At 61.2% G+C, this 14,269-nt stretch carries 17 protein-coding genes and 1 pseudogene; 10 read left to right on the top strand and 8 right to left on the bottom strand.

Annotated features, from left to right (window positions below; all coding sequences use genetic code 11):
* Positions 1-78: 78 nt before the first annotated feature.
* Entirely contained in the window at positions 79-825 is a 747-nt protein-coding gene (locus J3P95_RS01140) for a LytR/AlgR family response regulator transcription factor (RefSeq protein ID WP_434560021.1), read from the bottom strand.
* Positions 822-971 (bottom strand): annotated as a pseudogene (locus J3P95_RS01135) (sensor histidine kinase); the annotation flags it as partial. The gene J3P95_RS01140 and the pseudogene J3P95_RS01135, both read right to left, overlap by 4 nt.
* Positions 972-1,281: 310 nt before the next feature.
* Here J3P95_RS01135 and argH point away from each other — a divergent pair.
* Positions 1,282-2,676, top strand: coding sequence for an argininosuccinate lyase (argH, locus tag J3P95_RS01130; protein WP_434579065.1), 1,395 nt, complete (start codon positions 1,282-1,284; stop codon positions 2,674-2,676).
* A gap of 108 nt (positions 2,677-2,784) precedes the next feature.
* Here argH and J3P95_RS01125 read toward each other — a convergent pair whose 3' ends face one another.
* Positions 2,785-3,444: a glutathione S-transferase family protein gene (locus tag J3P95_RS01125; protein WP_434626271.1), complete on the bottom strand. Its 660-nt coding sequence runs from the start codon at positions 3,442-3,444 to the stop codon at positions 2,785-2,787.
* A gap of 124 nt (positions 3,445-3,568) precedes the next feature.
* Between J3P95_RS01125 and J3P95_RS01120 the strand changes: the two genes are divergently transcribed.
* The 3 genes from J3P95_RS01120 (at position 3,569) to J3P95_RS01110 (ending at position 7,376) form a co-directional block, all read left to right on the top strand.
* Positions 3,569-3,853: a hypothetical protein gene (locus tag J3P95_RS01120; protein WP_434579069.1), complete on the top strand. Its 285-nt coding sequence runs from the start codon at positions 3,569-3,571 to the stop codon at positions 3,851-3,853.
* Positions 3,854-4,105: 252 nt separating this feature from the next.
* Entirely contained in the window at positions 4,106-4,351 is a 246-nt protein-coding gene (locus J3P95_RS01115; RefSeq protein ID WP_150724924.1) for a TIGR02647 family protein, read from the top strand.
* Between the two features lie 181 nt (positions 4,352-4,532).
* On the top strand, positions 4,533-7,376 hold the full coding sequence (locus J3P95_RS01110) for a class I adenylate cyclase (RefSeq protein ID WP_434579070.1): 2,844 nt from the start codon (positions 4,533-4,535) through the stop codon (positions 7,374-7,376).
* Between the two features lie 6 nt (positions 7,377-7,382).
* Here the strand turns inward: J3P95_RS01110 and rnk are convergent, their stop codons facing one another.
* The 3 genes from rnk to cyaY all read right to left on the bottom strand — a co-directional run bounded on the left by rnk (position 7,383) and on the right by cyaY (position 8,497).
* On the bottom strand, positions 7,383-7,793 hold the full coding sequence (gene rnk / locus J3P95_RS01105; protein WP_434560013.1) for a nucleoside diphosphate kinase regulator: 411 nt from the start codon (positions 7,791-7,793) through the stop codon (positions 7,383-7,385).
* Positions 7,794-7,941: 148 nt separating this feature from the next.
* The gene (locus J3P95_RS01100) at positions 7,942-8,160 is read right to left on the bottom strand and encodes a DUF1289 domain-containing protein (RefSeq protein WP_434579071.1); all 219 of its coding nucleotides are present in this window, start codon (positions 8,158-8,160) and stop codon (positions 7,942-7,944) included.
* 4 nt (positions 8,161-8,164) lie between these two features.
* The gene (gene cyaY / locus J3P95_RS01095) at positions 8,165-8,497 is read right to left on the bottom strand and encodes an iron donor protein CyaY (protein ID WP_434560009.1); all 333 of its coding nucleotides are present in this window, start codon (positions 8,495-8,497) and stop codon (positions 8,165-8,167) included.
* Between the two features lie 184 nt (positions 8,498-8,681).
* Between cyaY and lptM the strand changes: the two genes are divergently transcribed.
* Genes lptM through J3P95_RS01065 form a run of 6 tightly spaced genes read left to right on the top strand, consistent with a single transcriptional unit; the run spans position 8,682 to position 13,294 of the window.
* Positions 8,682-8,861, top strand: coding sequence for an LPS translocon maturation chaperone LptM (lptM, locus tag J3P95_RS01090; RefSeq protein ID WP_264428547.1), 180 nt, complete (start codon positions 8,682-8,684; stop codon positions 8,859-8,861).
* Positions 8,862-8,870: 9 nt separating this feature from the next.
* Positions 8,871-10,118 (top strand): diaminopimelate decarboxylase, encoded by a 1,248-nt coding sequence (gene lysA / locus J3P95_RS01085; protein WP_434579072.1) that lies wholly within the window; start codon positions 8,871-8,873, stop codon positions 10,116-10,118.
* A 4-nt stretch (positions 10,119-10,122) separates the two neighbouring features.
* Positions 10,123-10,953, top strand: coding sequence for a diaminopimelate epimerase (dapF, locus tag J3P95_RS01080; RefSeq protein WP_434560005.1), 831 nt, complete (start codon positions 10,123-10,125; stop codon positions 10,951-10,953).
* 13 nt (positions 10,954-10,966) lie between these two features.
* Positions 10,967-11,692, top strand: a complete 726-nt coding sequence (locus J3P95_RS01075; protein ID WP_434560003.1) for a DUF484 family protein — start codon at positions 10,967-10,969, stop codon at positions 11,690-11,692.
* A gap of 1 nt (position 11,693) precedes the next feature.
* On the top strand, positions 11,694-12,593 hold the full coding sequence (xerC, locus tag J3P95_RS01070; protein ID WP_434579074.1) for a tyrosine recombinase XerC: 900 nt from the start codon (positions 11,694-11,696) through the stop codon (positions 12,591-12,593).
* Positions 12,590-13,294: an HAD family hydrolase gene (locus J3P95_RS01065; protein ID WP_434559999.1), complete on the top strand. Its 705-nt coding sequence runs from the start codon at positions 12,590-12,592 to the stop codon at positions 13,292-13,294. Before xerC ends, J3P95_RS01065 begins: the two co-directional genes overlap by 4 nt.
* A 101-nt stretch (positions 13,295-13,395) precedes the next feature.
* Here the strand turns inward: J3P95_RS01065 and sutA are convergent, their stop codons facing one another.
* Both sutA and J3P95_RS01055 read right to left on the bottom strand, forming a co-directional pair.
* Positions 13,396-13,719 carry a transcriptional regulator SutA gene (gene sutA, locus J3P95_RS01060; RefSeq protein WP_434559997.1) on the bottom strand — a complete coding sequence of 108 codons (324 nt, stop codon included), beginning with the start codon at positions 13,717-13,719 and terminating at the stop codon, positions 13,396-13,398.
* A 101-nt stretch (positions 13,720-13,820) separates the two neighbouring features.
* Complete coding sequence (locus J3P95_RS01055; RefSeq protein ID WP_434579075.1) at positions 13,821-14,246, bottom strand: secondary thiamine-phosphate synthase enzyme YjbQ; 426 nt, start codon at positions 14,244-14,246, stop codon at positions 13,821-13,823.
* Between the last annotated feature and the right edge of the window lie 23 nt (positions 14,247-14,269).

Here is a 14,269-nt window from a genome sequence, read left to right as displayed (position 1 = left end):
AATCCGCTTTGACTTGAATCACGACGTCAATGCCTCCCTGGCCGCCAGTCCCGAAAAACGCATCGCTTTGGAAAGTTATTAGAGCTGCTGCATCATTTTGCGGACGCCCGCCACATGTCGTCGGCTGACAATCAACGCATCGCCGTTGAGCCCTTTGAGATAAAGCTGGAAATGTCCCAGGGGGGTGCGCTGCAAACGTTCGATACGTTCACGAGCCACCAAGGCATTGCGGTGGATGCGCACGAATCGCTCGCCGAACTCATCTTCAAGTGCCTTGAGTGGCTCGTCCAGCAGCACTTCGCCGCTTTCATGGCGCAAGGTCACGTATTTATGGTCCGCGATGAAATAGACCACTTGGTTCAAGGGAATCAGCTCGATCCCCTTGCGAGTCCGCGCGCTGATATGGCTGCGCGGACCGCTGCCGCTTTCCGCAGCCGGACGCGTGAGCGCTGCCAGTTGCGTGCGGTTAGGCCGCTCAGCCTTGCGCAGCGCCTCTTCCAGCGCCTCGACAGAAACCGGCTTGATCAGATAACCCACGGCACCGGCCTGCAACACCTCAGGAGGAAAGTCGTCCCGAGTGGTACAGAACACCACCGCAGGCGGTGACTCTCGTTCGCACAGTTTGGCCGCGACCTGCAAGCCGTCCAAGCCAGGCATGCGAATGTCGAGCAGCACGATATCCGGTTTGTGGCTGTCGATAAGGGCCAATGCCTCTTCGCCATTGGTGGCGCTCGGCTCCAGGACACTGTAACCCTCGAGTTCACCGAGCGTTCGGCTCAGGCGCTCGCGGGCCAGTGGTTCGTCGTCAACGATCAGGACATTCATATTGCGCTGGATTCCTGCGTGAGTCTCGCACAAGGATAGCGTAGACAGGGGAAGTGACATCCGTCACCGCGATCCACGCTAAGACTCGTTCGAGGGCCAAAAAGTGCCGCGAGGCGGTTGCCTATCTTTACCAGCGCTTGCCGACCGATGCTCGAGGCCTGTTGTCGCACAGCGTCGCCACAGGGATTGTGATCACTCGATCTGACCAATATGGGTACCCCCCTTTGTTTAATGGGTGCGTCCGATGCGTCTTGGATGAAAAGCAAAACCCCTACCGTCCACTGTAGACGGTTGCCAAGACGATATTGCTCAATCGAAAAATAACCTTGAGCAAAAAAACCGCCGGACGCCGGCAAAAAACCTGCCGACCAGTGCCAGCGCCAGCCCCGGCAACCCTGTTATCATCCGCCGCAGCCTTCAACCGCTAATTTTTTCCAGCCGATCACGAGCGAATTCATGAGCACTGACAAGACCAATCAGTCCTGGGGCGGCCGCTTCAGTGAACCCGTCGACGCCTTCGTCGCCCGCTTCACCGCCTCCGTCAACTTCGACCAGCGCCTGTATCGCCACGACATCATGGGCTCGATCGCCCACGCCACCATGCTGGCCAAGGTCGGCGTGCTGACCGATGCCGAGCGCGACAGCATCATCGATGGCCTGAAGACCATCCAGGGCGAGATCGAGGCCGGCCAGTTCGACTGGCGCGTGGACCTTGAAGACGTGCACATGAACATCGAAGCGCGCCTGACCGATCGCATCGGCGTGACCGGCAAGAAGCTGCACACCGGTCGCAGCCGCAACGACCAGGTCGCCACCGACATCCGCCTGTGGTTGCGCGATGAAATCGACCTGATCCTGGCTGAGATCACTCGCCTGCAAAAAGGGCTGCTGGAGCAGGCCGAGCGCGAGGCCGAGAGCATCATGCCGGGCTTCACGCACCTGCAAACCGCACAACCTGTAACGTTTGGGCATCACATGCTCGCCTGGTTCGAAATGCTCAGTCGCGACTATGAGCGCCTGGTCGACTGCCGCAAACGCACCAACCGCATGCCCTTGGGCAGCGCCGCGCTGGCCGGCACCACGTACCCGATCGATCGTGAATACACCGCGCAGTTGCTGGGCTTCGACGCCGTGGGCGGCAACTCGCTGGATAATGTCTCGGATCGCGATTTCGCCATCGAATTCTGCGCCGCCGCGAGCATCGCCATGATGCACCTGTCGCGCTTCTCCGAAGAGCTGGTGCTGTGGACCAGCGCGCAGTTTCAATTCATCGATCTGCCCGACCGCTTCTGCACCGGCAGCTCGATCATGCCGCAAAAGAAAAACCCCGACGTGCCGGAACTGGTGCGGGGCAAGAGCGGCCGGGTGTTCGGCGCGCTGATGGGCCTGCTGACCCTGATGAAAGGCCAGCCGCTGGCCTACAACAAGGACAACCAGGAGGACAAGGAGCCGCTGTTCGATGCCGCCGACACCTTGCGCGATTCGTTGCGCGCGTTCGCCGACATGATCCCGGCCATCAAGCCCAAGCATGCGGTCATGCGCGAAGCGGCCCTGCGCGGCTTCTCCACCGCCACCGACCTGGCCGATTACCTGGTGCGCCGTGGCCTGCCGTTCCGTGACTGCCATGAAATCGTCGGCCACGCGGTGAAGTACGGCCTGGACAACGGCAAGGACTTGGCGGAGATGAGCCTGGACGAGCTGCGCCAGTTCAGCGATCAGATCGAGCAGGACGTGTTTGCGGTGTTGACCCTGGAAGGTTCGGTCAACGCTCGTGACCACATCGGTGGTACCGCACCCGCCCAGGTAAAAGCCGCGGCTATTCGAGGCCAGGCGCTGCTCGCCAGCCGCTAGCACCTGAGTTTGCGAGCAAGCCCCGCCCTCACATTGGACCTCTGGTGAACAAAGGTCTGGTTGGGGGGCGAGTTTGCCCGTGCAGGGATCCTTCAGAACAGCAAGAAATCACTTCCGGGCGGAAATCTTTGCCAGAAACGCTGGCATCTCTGCGTCCCGATCCGCTGCGATCCGTTGCACGTGCGAATTCTCTCCCAACAGTTCCATCAAGGCCTTGGCAGCGGGCATATCCGCCAGCAGGTCGACATCCAACACCTTCTTGCCCACCTGCAAGACCAGCGAAAGGCTGTAGTAAAAATACAGATCAGCGATGCTCAAGCTATCGCCCGCCACGTAGGGGGCGAACTTGCCGTGCCGGCCGAGCGAAGCGAACCCAAGCAACAGCTCGCTCTTGGATTTTTCCTTGATCGCGTCGGGCACCGGCATGCCAAAAAACGCCTCGGGGTAGCAGGCACGCCCGGGCAGCTCGATGTACAGCTCGATTTCCCGGCACAACGCCAACACCCGGGCGCGCTCGAATGGATCGGCGGGCAACAGGGCTTTGCCCGGCTGGGTCTGCTCGATGTATTCCAGGATCACGCTGGTCTCGTTGATAAACCCCTGTTCGGTCTTGAGCACCGGCACCTTGCCACGAGGGCTGATGGCCAGCGCTTCAGGGGTCTGACCGCCGTAGAACGGAACCTCTTCAAAGGGAAGTCCCTTCTCCAGCAGCGCCAGCTTGACCATGTTGTAATAATTGCTGACGGAAAAACCATAGAGCTTGAGCATGACATAGCCTCCAGGCCGTGCGGGGTTGGCAGCCTTGGGTTATAGACCGCCGGGACATTTCGCGCCAGGCGCATCACGCTGCTGAATGCAGGTAAACTGGCGGCCTTTTCTACAGGAGGTTGCCATGAGCGAGCCAAGCGACATCGACCACGACGAAGAAGAATTCGTCGAAAACACGCTGATCCAGGCCATCGAGAACCAGATCGAAAGCGACAACCCGCCAGCGGCCAAGGCCATCTTCAACAAGCTGACCCTGGTGGGTTATGAGCGTGAAGAAATTCTCAACCTGATGGCCCACGTGCTAGCGGTGGAAATCGACGCGATCCTGGAAGAAGACCGCCCGTTCAATACCGAGTGGTACGAAGCCGCCTTGCGCGCCTTGCCTGAGCTGCCGCCGGAAAAGAAATAAACCGACGGGCAACGTTGCTCTTGTGGTGAGGGGATTTATCCCCGCTGGCCTGTGCAGCAGGCCCAAAAATGTAATAAATCCATTTTTCAGGGCCGCTTCGCGCCCCAGCGGGGATAAATCCCCTCACCACAAGAGCAGCCTGGACTTGCTACAAAAAAACAAAAAAGCACGACACAGGCACTGGACAGCTCGGCCGAGTGCGCTCACCTTAGTGGCGCTGTCGACCAAATTCCTAGAAAGTCTGGAGTCCTTATGTCGCTTACCCCTGAGCTGGTTGCCGAACTGGAAATCCTTGCACTCTTCAACCTGGACAGTTCCCAGGAAGGCCTGAAAATCCATCAGACCGCTGCCCCGAAAGCCATCGCCGCTGCCAAGCGCCTGTTTGAAAAAGACCTGATAGACCAACCCGATGGCGGTTATCTGACCAGCCTGGGACGTGATGCCGCGCAAAATGTGCAAACTGTCTTGACGATTCTCCGCGCCGAAGAAACCGCCTGAATCTTTTCTCCTCGCCCACGGAAATCCCTTTGCATCGGGATTTCCGCAGGCGCTTAGGCTTCGTTCGTAAAAAATCCTGACGTCAAAATCACTTTCAGCTCAAGAATTCCCCAACTCGGGCGCTAACCTGCCATCACTTGTGCTTCCCCACGTTCGACGCCGCGAGCCGGTTTGAGCTGACATGACCCGCAACCACGAAATACGCCCCGATCTGGACGAGGGAATCGACCGCAAGGTCCTGAGCCAACTGCGCGCGCGTTTTCTCAAGCTCAATACCAGCCGGATGGAGCGTGCCCTCGAAGGACTGTCGACCCGCCAGCAAGGCGTGTTGACGCTGCTCCCGCTGTTTTTCCACGTCAATCATCCGCTGCTGCCCGGCTACGTCTCGGGCAGCACGCCCGCCGGCTTGTCCAATTACGAGCCCGACGCCAACGTCCTCGCCGAGGCCCAACGGCTGACCCGCTCGTTTTCCTACAAGCCGCGCCATGGCAGCAACCCACCGCGACCCATTCTCGGCCTGTTCCTGATGGGCAGCCTCGGCACCCTGGCCCAGGCCGACCAGAGCGATATGGACGTATGGGTATGCCACGGGCCGGACCTGAGCGACGAGGAATTGGCCGAGCTGCGCAAAAAATGCGAGCTGCTGGAAATCTGGGCCGCTACCCAAGGCGCCGAAGCCCATTTTTTCCTCATCGACCCGGCACGGTTCGTCCGCGGCGAGCGGGACAACCAACTCAGTTCGGACGACTGCGGCACCACCCAACACTATTTGTTGCTGGACGAGTTCTACCGCACCGCGATCTGGCTGGCCGGGCGTACGCCAATCTGGTGGCTGGTGCCGGTCTATGAAGAAGAGAATTACGAGCAATACACCCACACACTGATTTCCAAGCGCTTCATCCGTGCCGACGAAACCCTGGACCTGGGGCATCTGTCCTACATCCCGCCGGGCGAGTTCATCGGCGCCGGGCTCTGGCAGTTGTTCAAGGGCATCGAGTCACCCTACAAATCCGTGCTCAAGCTTTTGCTGACCGAGGTCTACGCCAGCGAACACCCGGATGTGCGCTGCCTGAGCCTGCGCTTCAAGCAGGCGGTGTTCGCCAATCGCCTGGACCTGGACGAGCTGGACCCGTACATGGTGATTTACCGCCGTCTCGAGGAATACCTCAACGCCCGCGGTGAACCGGAACGTCTGGAGCTGATTCGCCGCGCGCTGTACCTGAAGGTCAATCGCAAGCTCACCGGCCACGCCCGCAGCAGCGGCTGGCAACGCAACCTGCTCGAACGCCTGGCGCGGGACTGGGGCTGGGATCAACGCCAACTTGCGCTGCTCGACAGCCGCAGCCAATGGAAGGTGCGCCAGGTCAGTAATGAGCGGCGCGCACTGGTCAACGAACTGACCTACAGCTATCGCTTCCTGACCCAGTTCGCCCGCACCGAAAAGACCGTCAGCCTGATCAACAAGCGCGACCTCAATGTCCTTGGCCGACGGTTGTATGCGGCCTTCGAGCGCAAGGCCGACAAGGTCGAGTTCATCAATCCGGGAATCGCGCCGGACCTGGCGGAAGACACGCTCACGCTGGTCCAGTCGCCGAACAAGAAAGAGCCGGGACAGAACCAGTGGGGCCTGTACAACGGCAGTCTGAATGCCCTGGAATGGGAGAATTTCGCGCCGATCAAGCGCAGCCGCGAATTGCTCGAATTGCTCACCTGGAGCCACCGCAACGGCGTGATCGACAGCAGCACGCGCCTGGCGCTGCACCCCGGCGACAGCGACCTGAGCGAGTTCGAGCTGTTCAACCTGCTGGGCAGCCTGCAACAGTCCATCGCCCTGCCCCTGGCCACGGTTGATGAAGAACAGCTGCTGCGCGCCAGCGTACCCAGTGAAGTGCTGATTCTGGTCAACGTCGGTGTTGACCCGCTCAAGCATCACCGCGACTTGAACATCCTGATGACCACCGAGCGCACCGACTCGTTGAGCTACGCCGGTGTTCGCGAAAACCTGGTGTTGACCCTCGACCAGGTCACGCTCAACAGCTGGAATGAAGTACTGGTCAACCGGTTCGACGGCGAGCACGCCCTGCTCGATTGCCTGCGCGACTACCTCAACGACCTGCCCCTCACGCAGCGCCAGCCACGCTTGCAGGTGCGCTGTTTCTGTCACAACCGCGCGCAATTCATCGCGCGACGGGTTGAAGAAGTCATCGAGACCGCCCAGACCTTGCTGCTGAGCAAACTCAATTACCGCTACCTGCTTCAGGTCCAGCAGCATTATCACGTGCTGGAGCTGGTGCCCGGCCAAGTCAACCATGTGGCGTTGGCCAGCCTGCCGGCGTTGATGGACTACCTGGGCGAAGAGCTGACGGCGTACAGCCCGCTGCATCTGGACCCGATGGCGCTGGAGGATCACGACGCGGCCTTGATCCTGCCCATGGGGCAGCCCGAGTGCATCCAGGTGTTCTACCGGGTCTACGAGGAAGAAGCGGAGCTGTATGTGCTCGATGAATTCAACGCGTTGTGGCAGCAGCGCCTGCCTTATCACGATGAACAAAGCCTGCTGGTTCCGTTGCAGCGCTTCCTGCAGTCGGTGCTGTACCGCCGCGACGCCTTGTTGCCGATGGACGCTACCCAGCCGCTGACCCTGGAAGTCCTTTATTACCAACTCCTACCTTCGGGTAACGGGCGGGCCCGGCGGGTCGAATCACGGCAGGCGCCGCAAACGCCGGTCAACAAGCCCTTCTACGACGTACAGGCGATCATCGGTAAAGCGGCGCACGGGCAAGTGCACGTCACCCTCTATTGCGATCAACGGGAGTTTTCGGAGCTGGAGCAAGGCGACCAGCTGTTTCACGTGGTCGCCAGGGAAATCGTCGGGCAGCGCCGCGAAGCCGAGCGCTATCGCTGCTATATCACCGACCTGGACCTCTCCGGCCTGGTGGGTGACGGTGCCTGCCCAAGCATTTTGTTCCTGCGCTACAAGGCCGACCTGGAGCGTGCGCTGAACGAGGCATTGAATCAGGTCTGACGGGGTTCAGGACGGGAAATCACCGCCATTGGCCGGCTGGGACTCGACTTCCAGCAAAGTCAGCTTCAAGGTCTTGCCACCCGGCGCCGGCCAGTCGATGTGCTGCCCCACCTTCAGGCCCAGCAAGGCACTGCCCACCGGAGCCAGGATAGAAATCCTGCCCTCGTCGGCATTGGCGTCCTTCGGGTATACCAGCGTCAAGTGATAGTCCTTGCCGCTGCTTTCCTCGCGGCAATGCACGCGCGAATTCATGGTCACGACATCGGCGGGCACTTCATCGTGGCCGACCAGTGTATCGGCACGATCCAGTTCAGTTTGCAACGCGATCACACCGGGAAGCGTTTCATCCAGGCTGTCGATCAAGCGCTCCAGACGTTGTACGTCCAGGCGAGTCAGGGTGATGGAAGGTGCGGTCATGATCCAGGCAGACTCCTTTCTTCTGCACGAAAAAAGCAAAACCCCGCCACATAAAGACGGGGTTTTCACGCGCCTCGATGAGTTGAGGCGTTGCTGGACACTACCACAGCTCAATAAATATACAACCCAAGGGATCACGCCACGGGTGTCATGACAAAGACTTGCGCCGGGCCGCCTCGGCACAGATCACCCGCCGACGCTCATCATCCGCCGAGCGCCATTCGCGAATATCTTCCACGTGCCGGAAACAACCGAGGCAGACTTTCTGCTCATCCAGCTTGCACACGCTGGTGCAAGGCGACGGGACGGCGGGGCTCACGTTGCTGTAGAGCGGCTTGGGTGGCCGCGCAGGGGCTGTCTGGCTCACGCGGTCACAGCCCTTCGAAATCGAGCTCCACGCCCGCCTGCTGCTTGACGATGCGCTCGAGCATCTCGCCCAACTGCTCTTCGCTCTTGTCGCACATCCAGCGCTCGCTTTCTTCGTCGTAGTCGAAGTGGAAACCACCGGACACCGCGGCGAGCCATAACTGCCGCAACGGCTCCTGGCGGCTGAAGATCAGCTGGCTGCCGTTTTCGAACTTGACGGTGAGGACACCGGCGGAAATTTCCAGATCGATATCCAGACCACTTTCATCGAACACATCCTCCAGCGTTTGCTGGGTCGCATCGACCAGGTCGTGGAAACGGGCTTCAGTCAAACTCATTGCGGCAACCTCGAAAATGTCTGCTCATGCTCAAGCGCCGCAAGATACGGACGCTTCCCGGCGATTGCAAAGGATATACCGGTTGAGACAACCAGCGCCGCCGGACGGGCGCCCCGTTGCATAGGCAAGCTGACGGGTGGCCGGTATACTCCGGCGCAATTAAAGCATTTTCAAGGATTTCGCCATGAAGCGCCTGATCTCTTCCCTTGCTGCGCTCGTCGCGGTTGCCTGCCTTGTCACAGCTTGTGGTCAAAAGGGTCCGCTGTACCTGCCTGATGACAGCAAATCTCCCGAAGAACAGGCAGAACAGGCCAAGTCGTCGCAATCCAAGTCACACGCGCACGACACCCACACCACTTACTAAGGGACCGCCATGGACGCTTTTAACTACCGTGGCGGGGAGCTGTTCGCGGAAGGGGTTGCCCTGTCCGCGATAGCCGAACGTTTCGGCACGCCGACCTACGTCTACTCCCGTGCCCACATCGAAGCCCAGTACCGCACGTTCGCCGATGCGCTCGTGGGCATGCCGCACCTGGTGTGCTTCGCGGTGAAAGCCAATTCGAACCTGGGCGTCCTCAACGTCCTGGCGCGCCTTGGCGCCGGCTTCGACATCGTCTCCGGGGGCGAGCTCGAACGCGTTCTGGCGGCTGGCGGCAGCCCCGACAAGATCGTCTTCTCCGGTGTCGGCAAGACCCGCGAAGACATGCGCCGTGCCCTGGAAGTCGGCGTGCACTGCTTCAACATCGAGTCCACCGACGAGCTGGAGCGCCTGCAGGTCGTTGCCGCCGAACTGGGCGTCAGCGCGCCGATTTCCCTGCGAGTGAACCCAGACGTCGATGCCGGAACCCATCCGTACATTTCCACCGGCCTCAAGGAGAACAAGTTCGGCATCGCCATTGCCGACGCCGAGGACGTGTACGTGCGCGCCGCCCAACTGCCGAACCTGGAAGTGTTGGGCGTCGATTGCCATATCGGCTCGCAGCTGACCACCCTCGAACCGTTCATCGACGCCCTCGACCGCCTGCTGGCGTTGGTCGATCGCCTCGGTGATTGCGGCATCTACCTGCGTCACATCGACCTGGGCGGCGGTGTCGGCGTGCGCTATCGCGACGAAGAGCCGCCATTGGTGGCCGACTACATCAAGACCGTGCGTGAGCGCCTCGAAGGCCGCGACCTGGCGTTGATGTTCGAGCCGGGACGCTACATCGTCGCCAACGCGGGCGTATTGTTGACCCAGGTCGAGTACCTCAAGCACACCGAGCACAAGGATTTCGCCATCGTCGACGCGGCCATGAACGACCTGATCCGCCCGGCGCTGTACCAGGCCTGGATGGACGTCACCGCCGTGTGCCCTCGCGAAACCGCATCGCGCAACTACGACATCGTCGGACCGATTTGTGAAACCGGCGATTTCCTGGCCAAGGGTCGGGAGCTGGCGCTGGAAGAAGGCGATCTGCTGGCCGTGCATTCGGCCGGTGCCTATGGGTTTGTCATGAGTTCCAACTACAATACCCGCGGCCGCTGCGCCGAGGTGCTGGTGGACGGTGATCAGGCATTCGAAGTGCGTCGCCGCGAGACGGTAGCCGAGTTGTTTGCTGGCGAAAGCCTGCTGCCGGAGTAAAACCATGCTGCTGCGTTTTACCAAGATGCACGGCCTGGGCAATGACTTCATGGTCCTCGACCTGGTCAGCCAGCACGCGCACATCCTGCCCAAGCATGCCAAGCAATGGGGCGACCGGCACACCGGCATCGGTTTCGACCAACTGCTGATCGTCGAGGCGCCGAATAACCCGGACGTGGATTTCCGTTATCGGATCTTCAACGCCGACGGTTCGGAAGTCGAGCAATGCGGCAACGGTGCGCGCTGCTTCGCCCGCTTCGTGCTGGACAAGCGCCTGACCGCCAAGCGGCAGATTCGCGTCGAGACCAAAAGCGGCATCATCGAACTGGATGTTCGCAGCGACGGCCAGATCGGCGTCAACATGGGCGCCCCGCGCCTGCTACCGGCGGACATTCCCTTCCAGGCACCGGCCCAGGCGCTGAGCTATCAGGTGGACGTCGGCGGTACCTCGGTGGAATTGGCGGCGGTGTCCATGGGCAACCCTCATGCCGTACTGCGCGTAGACGATATCAACAGCGCGCCGGTGCATGAGCTGGGGCCGAAGATCGAGCATCACCCGCGTTTCCCTGCCCGGGTCAACGTGGGCTTCCTGCAGGTCATCGACCGCCACCGCGCGCAACTGCGCGTCTGGGAACGCGGGGCCGGGGAAACCCAGGCTTGCGGCACCGGCGCCTGCGCCGCCGCTGTCGCCGCGATCAGCCAAGGCTGGATGGATTCACCGCTGCTGATCGACCTGCCCGGCGGGCGCTTGTCCATCGAATGGGCAGGCCCAGGCCAACCGGTGCTGATGACCGGCCCGGCCGTACGCGTATACGAAGGACAAGTTCGTCTTTGAGTGAGCCAAATCCATGACCGACAAGCCACAGGTTCCAGCACCGCAGCCCGACGAATCCCCGAGCCAGAACCCTGAAGCCGCGGCAGTCGCCGCGTATCTGGAGGCTCATCCGGACTTCTTTGTCGAGCATGAAGATCTGCTCGCAACGATGCGCATCCCCCATCGGCGCGGCGACACCGTGTCGCTGGTCGAGCACCAGATGAAAATTTTGCGCGAGCGCAATATCGAAATGCGCCATCGCCTTTCGCACCTGATGGACGTTGCTCGCGACAATGACCGACTCTTCGACAAGACCCGTCGCCTGATCCTGACCTTGATGGACGCCAGCACCCTCGAAGACGTAGTGATGGGTGTCGAGGACAGCCTGCGGCAGGATTTCCAGGTGCCTTTTGTCAGCCTGATCCTGTTTGGCGACAACGCCATGCCGGTGGGCCGCTGGGTGACCCACGCTGAAGCTCAGACGGCTATCGGCGGCCTGCTCACGGAAAACAAAAGCGTCAGCGGCAGCCTGCGCGAGCATGAGCTGGACTTTCTGTTCGGCGAAGAGCAGCGCAAGCAGATCGGCTCTACCGCAGTCGTAGCCGTTGCCCATCAAGGCGTGCATGGCGTACTGGCCATCGCCAGCCGCGATCCGCAGCACTATAAAAGCTCGGTGGGCACGCTGTTCCTGAGCTACATCGCCGAAGTGACAGGCCGGGTACTGCCACGGGTGGCCGGCTCGCTGCGCTCGGTACGCTGAGATGGAGCGGCAACTGGAGGCCTACTGCGAACACCTGCGCAGTGAGCGCCAGGTGTCGCCTCACACGTTGTCGGCCTATCGCCGCGACCTGGAGAAAGTGCTGGGCTGGTGCCAGAAACAGAACATTGGCAGCTGGCCGGCCCTGGATATCCAACGCTTGCGCAGCCTGATCGCTCGCTTGCATCAACAGGGGCAATCGTCCCGCAGCCTGGCACGGCTGCTATCGGCGGTGCGCGGTTTGTATCAGTACCTCAACCGCGAAGGCCTGTGCGATCACGACCCTGCCACCGGCTTGGCACCGCCCAAGGGCGAACGCCGCCTGCCGAAGACCCTCGATACCGACCGCGCCCTGCAGCTACTGGAAGGTGCCGTCGAGGAAGACTTCATGGCGCGACGGGACCAGGCAATTCTCGAGCTGTTCTATTCCTCCGGGTTGCGGCTTTCAGAGCTGACGGGGCTGAACCTGGATCAACTGGACCTGGCCGACGGCATGGTCCAGGTACTTGGCAAGGGCAGCAAGGCACGCCTGCTGCCCATCGGCCGCAAGGCCCGCGAAGCCCTGGAGCTGTGGCTGCCGCTGCGGGCGCTGACCAATCCGGCCGACGACGCGGTTTTTGTCGGCTTGCAGGGCCGGCGCCTCGGCCCGCGGGCCATCCAACTCCGCGTCAAGGCCGCCGGCGAGCGTGAACTGGGGCAGAACCTGCACCCACACATGCTCAGGCATTCATTTGCCAGCCACCTGTTGGAATCCTCCCAGGACCTGCGTGCCGTCCAGGAACTGCTCGGCCACTCGGACATCAAGACCACCCAGATCTATACCCACCTGGATTTCCAGCACCTGGCGACGGTCTATGACAATGCCCATCCCCGGGCCAAACGCATCAAGGGCGACGAATCATGACCATCGAGCTCATCACTTTCGACCTGGACGACACGCTATGGGACACCGCACCGGTGATCGCCAGCGCCGAAGCGGTCCTGCGCCAGTGGCTGACCGACAACGCGCCGGACCTGGGCGATTTTCCAGTGGAGCGCTTGTGGGCGATCCGCACGCAAGTGCTCAGCGAAGAACCGGACCTCAAGCACCGCATCAGCGCACTGCGTCGGCGAGTGCTGTTCCGGGCGCTGCAAGATGCCGGTTACGACCAGTGGCGTGCCTCGGAGCTGGCAGACCAGGGTTTCGAGGCGTTCCTGCATGCACGGCATCAGTTGGAGGTCTTTCCCGACGTGCAGCCAACCCTGGAAATCCTGGCCAATCATTTCGCGCTTGGCGTCGTCACCAACGGCAACGCCGACGTGCGCCGCCTGGGGCTGGCGGACTACTTCAAGTTCGCCCTGTGCGCCGAAGACATCGGCATCGCCAAGCCGGACGCGCGGCTGTTTCACGAAGCCTTGCAACGGGGCGACGCCACGGCGCAGACGGCCGTGCATGTCGGTGATCATCCGGGTGATGACATCGCCGGCGCCCAACAAGCCGGCCTGCGCGCCGTGTGGTTCAACCCGACAGGCAAAGCCTGGGACGCCGATCACGCCCCGGACGCGGAGATCCGCAGCCTGACCGAACTGCCGGGGTTGTTGGCTGGATGGCATAGCCAGCGCTAAACCCGAGCTGAGCCCAGTTCTGTAGAAGCCGGCCCGAAAACCTCAGTCCATGAAAAAGCCCGCAGCGACGGCGGGCTTTTTCAGCAAGCAAGGGCAGAGACTCAGATAGGGCGGCTGCCGTACTTGTTGTCAGGCTTCTTGGGCGGATCGGCGACCACGTTGGCCTCCACTTCCTGCACCTTTCCGCCCCTGGCCAGGAATTCCTCCATGGCCTTGGCGAGCGCGTCACGCTCCTTGTTCTTGGCCTCTACGCTCGGCAATTCGTCGATCGATACCGCCGCCTTGGCCTTGCCTTTGGCGGTCGGAACCGGGACATCGGCACCGTCGTCTTCAGCGACCTCTTCAGCCGCCGCTTCCAGGCCTTCTTCGGCCTCGTCTTCGTCACCTACTTCGAGGTCGTCGTTTTCCAGATCATCGTCGCTCATGTTCTACCTCATGACTTGCGAAAAGCAGATTAGTTATAGCCCAGCTTCGCCATCTGTCGAAGGCTGCCAGAAAAAATTCAACATCCGCCGGCAATCAGCGGTCATGCCCCTTCACCGTACAAGGTGGCGAGGACTTTACGGGCACCGCCATGATCACGGTGCTCGCCCAGATAAACACCTTGCCAAGTACCCAACGCCAACCGTCCCGCCGTCACCGGAAGACTGAGCTGACATCCCAGCACGCTGGCCTTGAAGTGCGCCGGGAGGTCGTCCAGGCCTTCGTCGTTGTGCTCATAGTCGGCGGTTCCTTGTGGGATCAGCCGATTGAAAAATCGTTCGAAGTCTCGACGTACCGCCGGATCGGCGTTCTCGTTGATGGTCAACGAGGCCGAGGTATGCTGCAGCCACAGATGCAACAGACCGACACGACATGCCTTGAGTTCAGGCAGGCCGGCGAGTAACTCGTCCATCACCAGATGAAAGCCCCGAGGCCTTGCCCGCAGGGTTATCAGCGTCTGTTGCCACATACAGATCTCCGCACGTTCGGCGC

Source organism: Pseudomonas sp. Z5-35, from assembly GCF_051131945.1.
Classification (GTDB): domain Bacteria; phylum Pseudomonadota; class Gammaproteobacteria; order Pseudomonadales; family Pseudomonadaceae; genus Aquipseudomonas; species Aquipseudomonas marvdashtae.
This window is presented reverse-complemented; position numbering and strand designations above follow the sequence as displayed.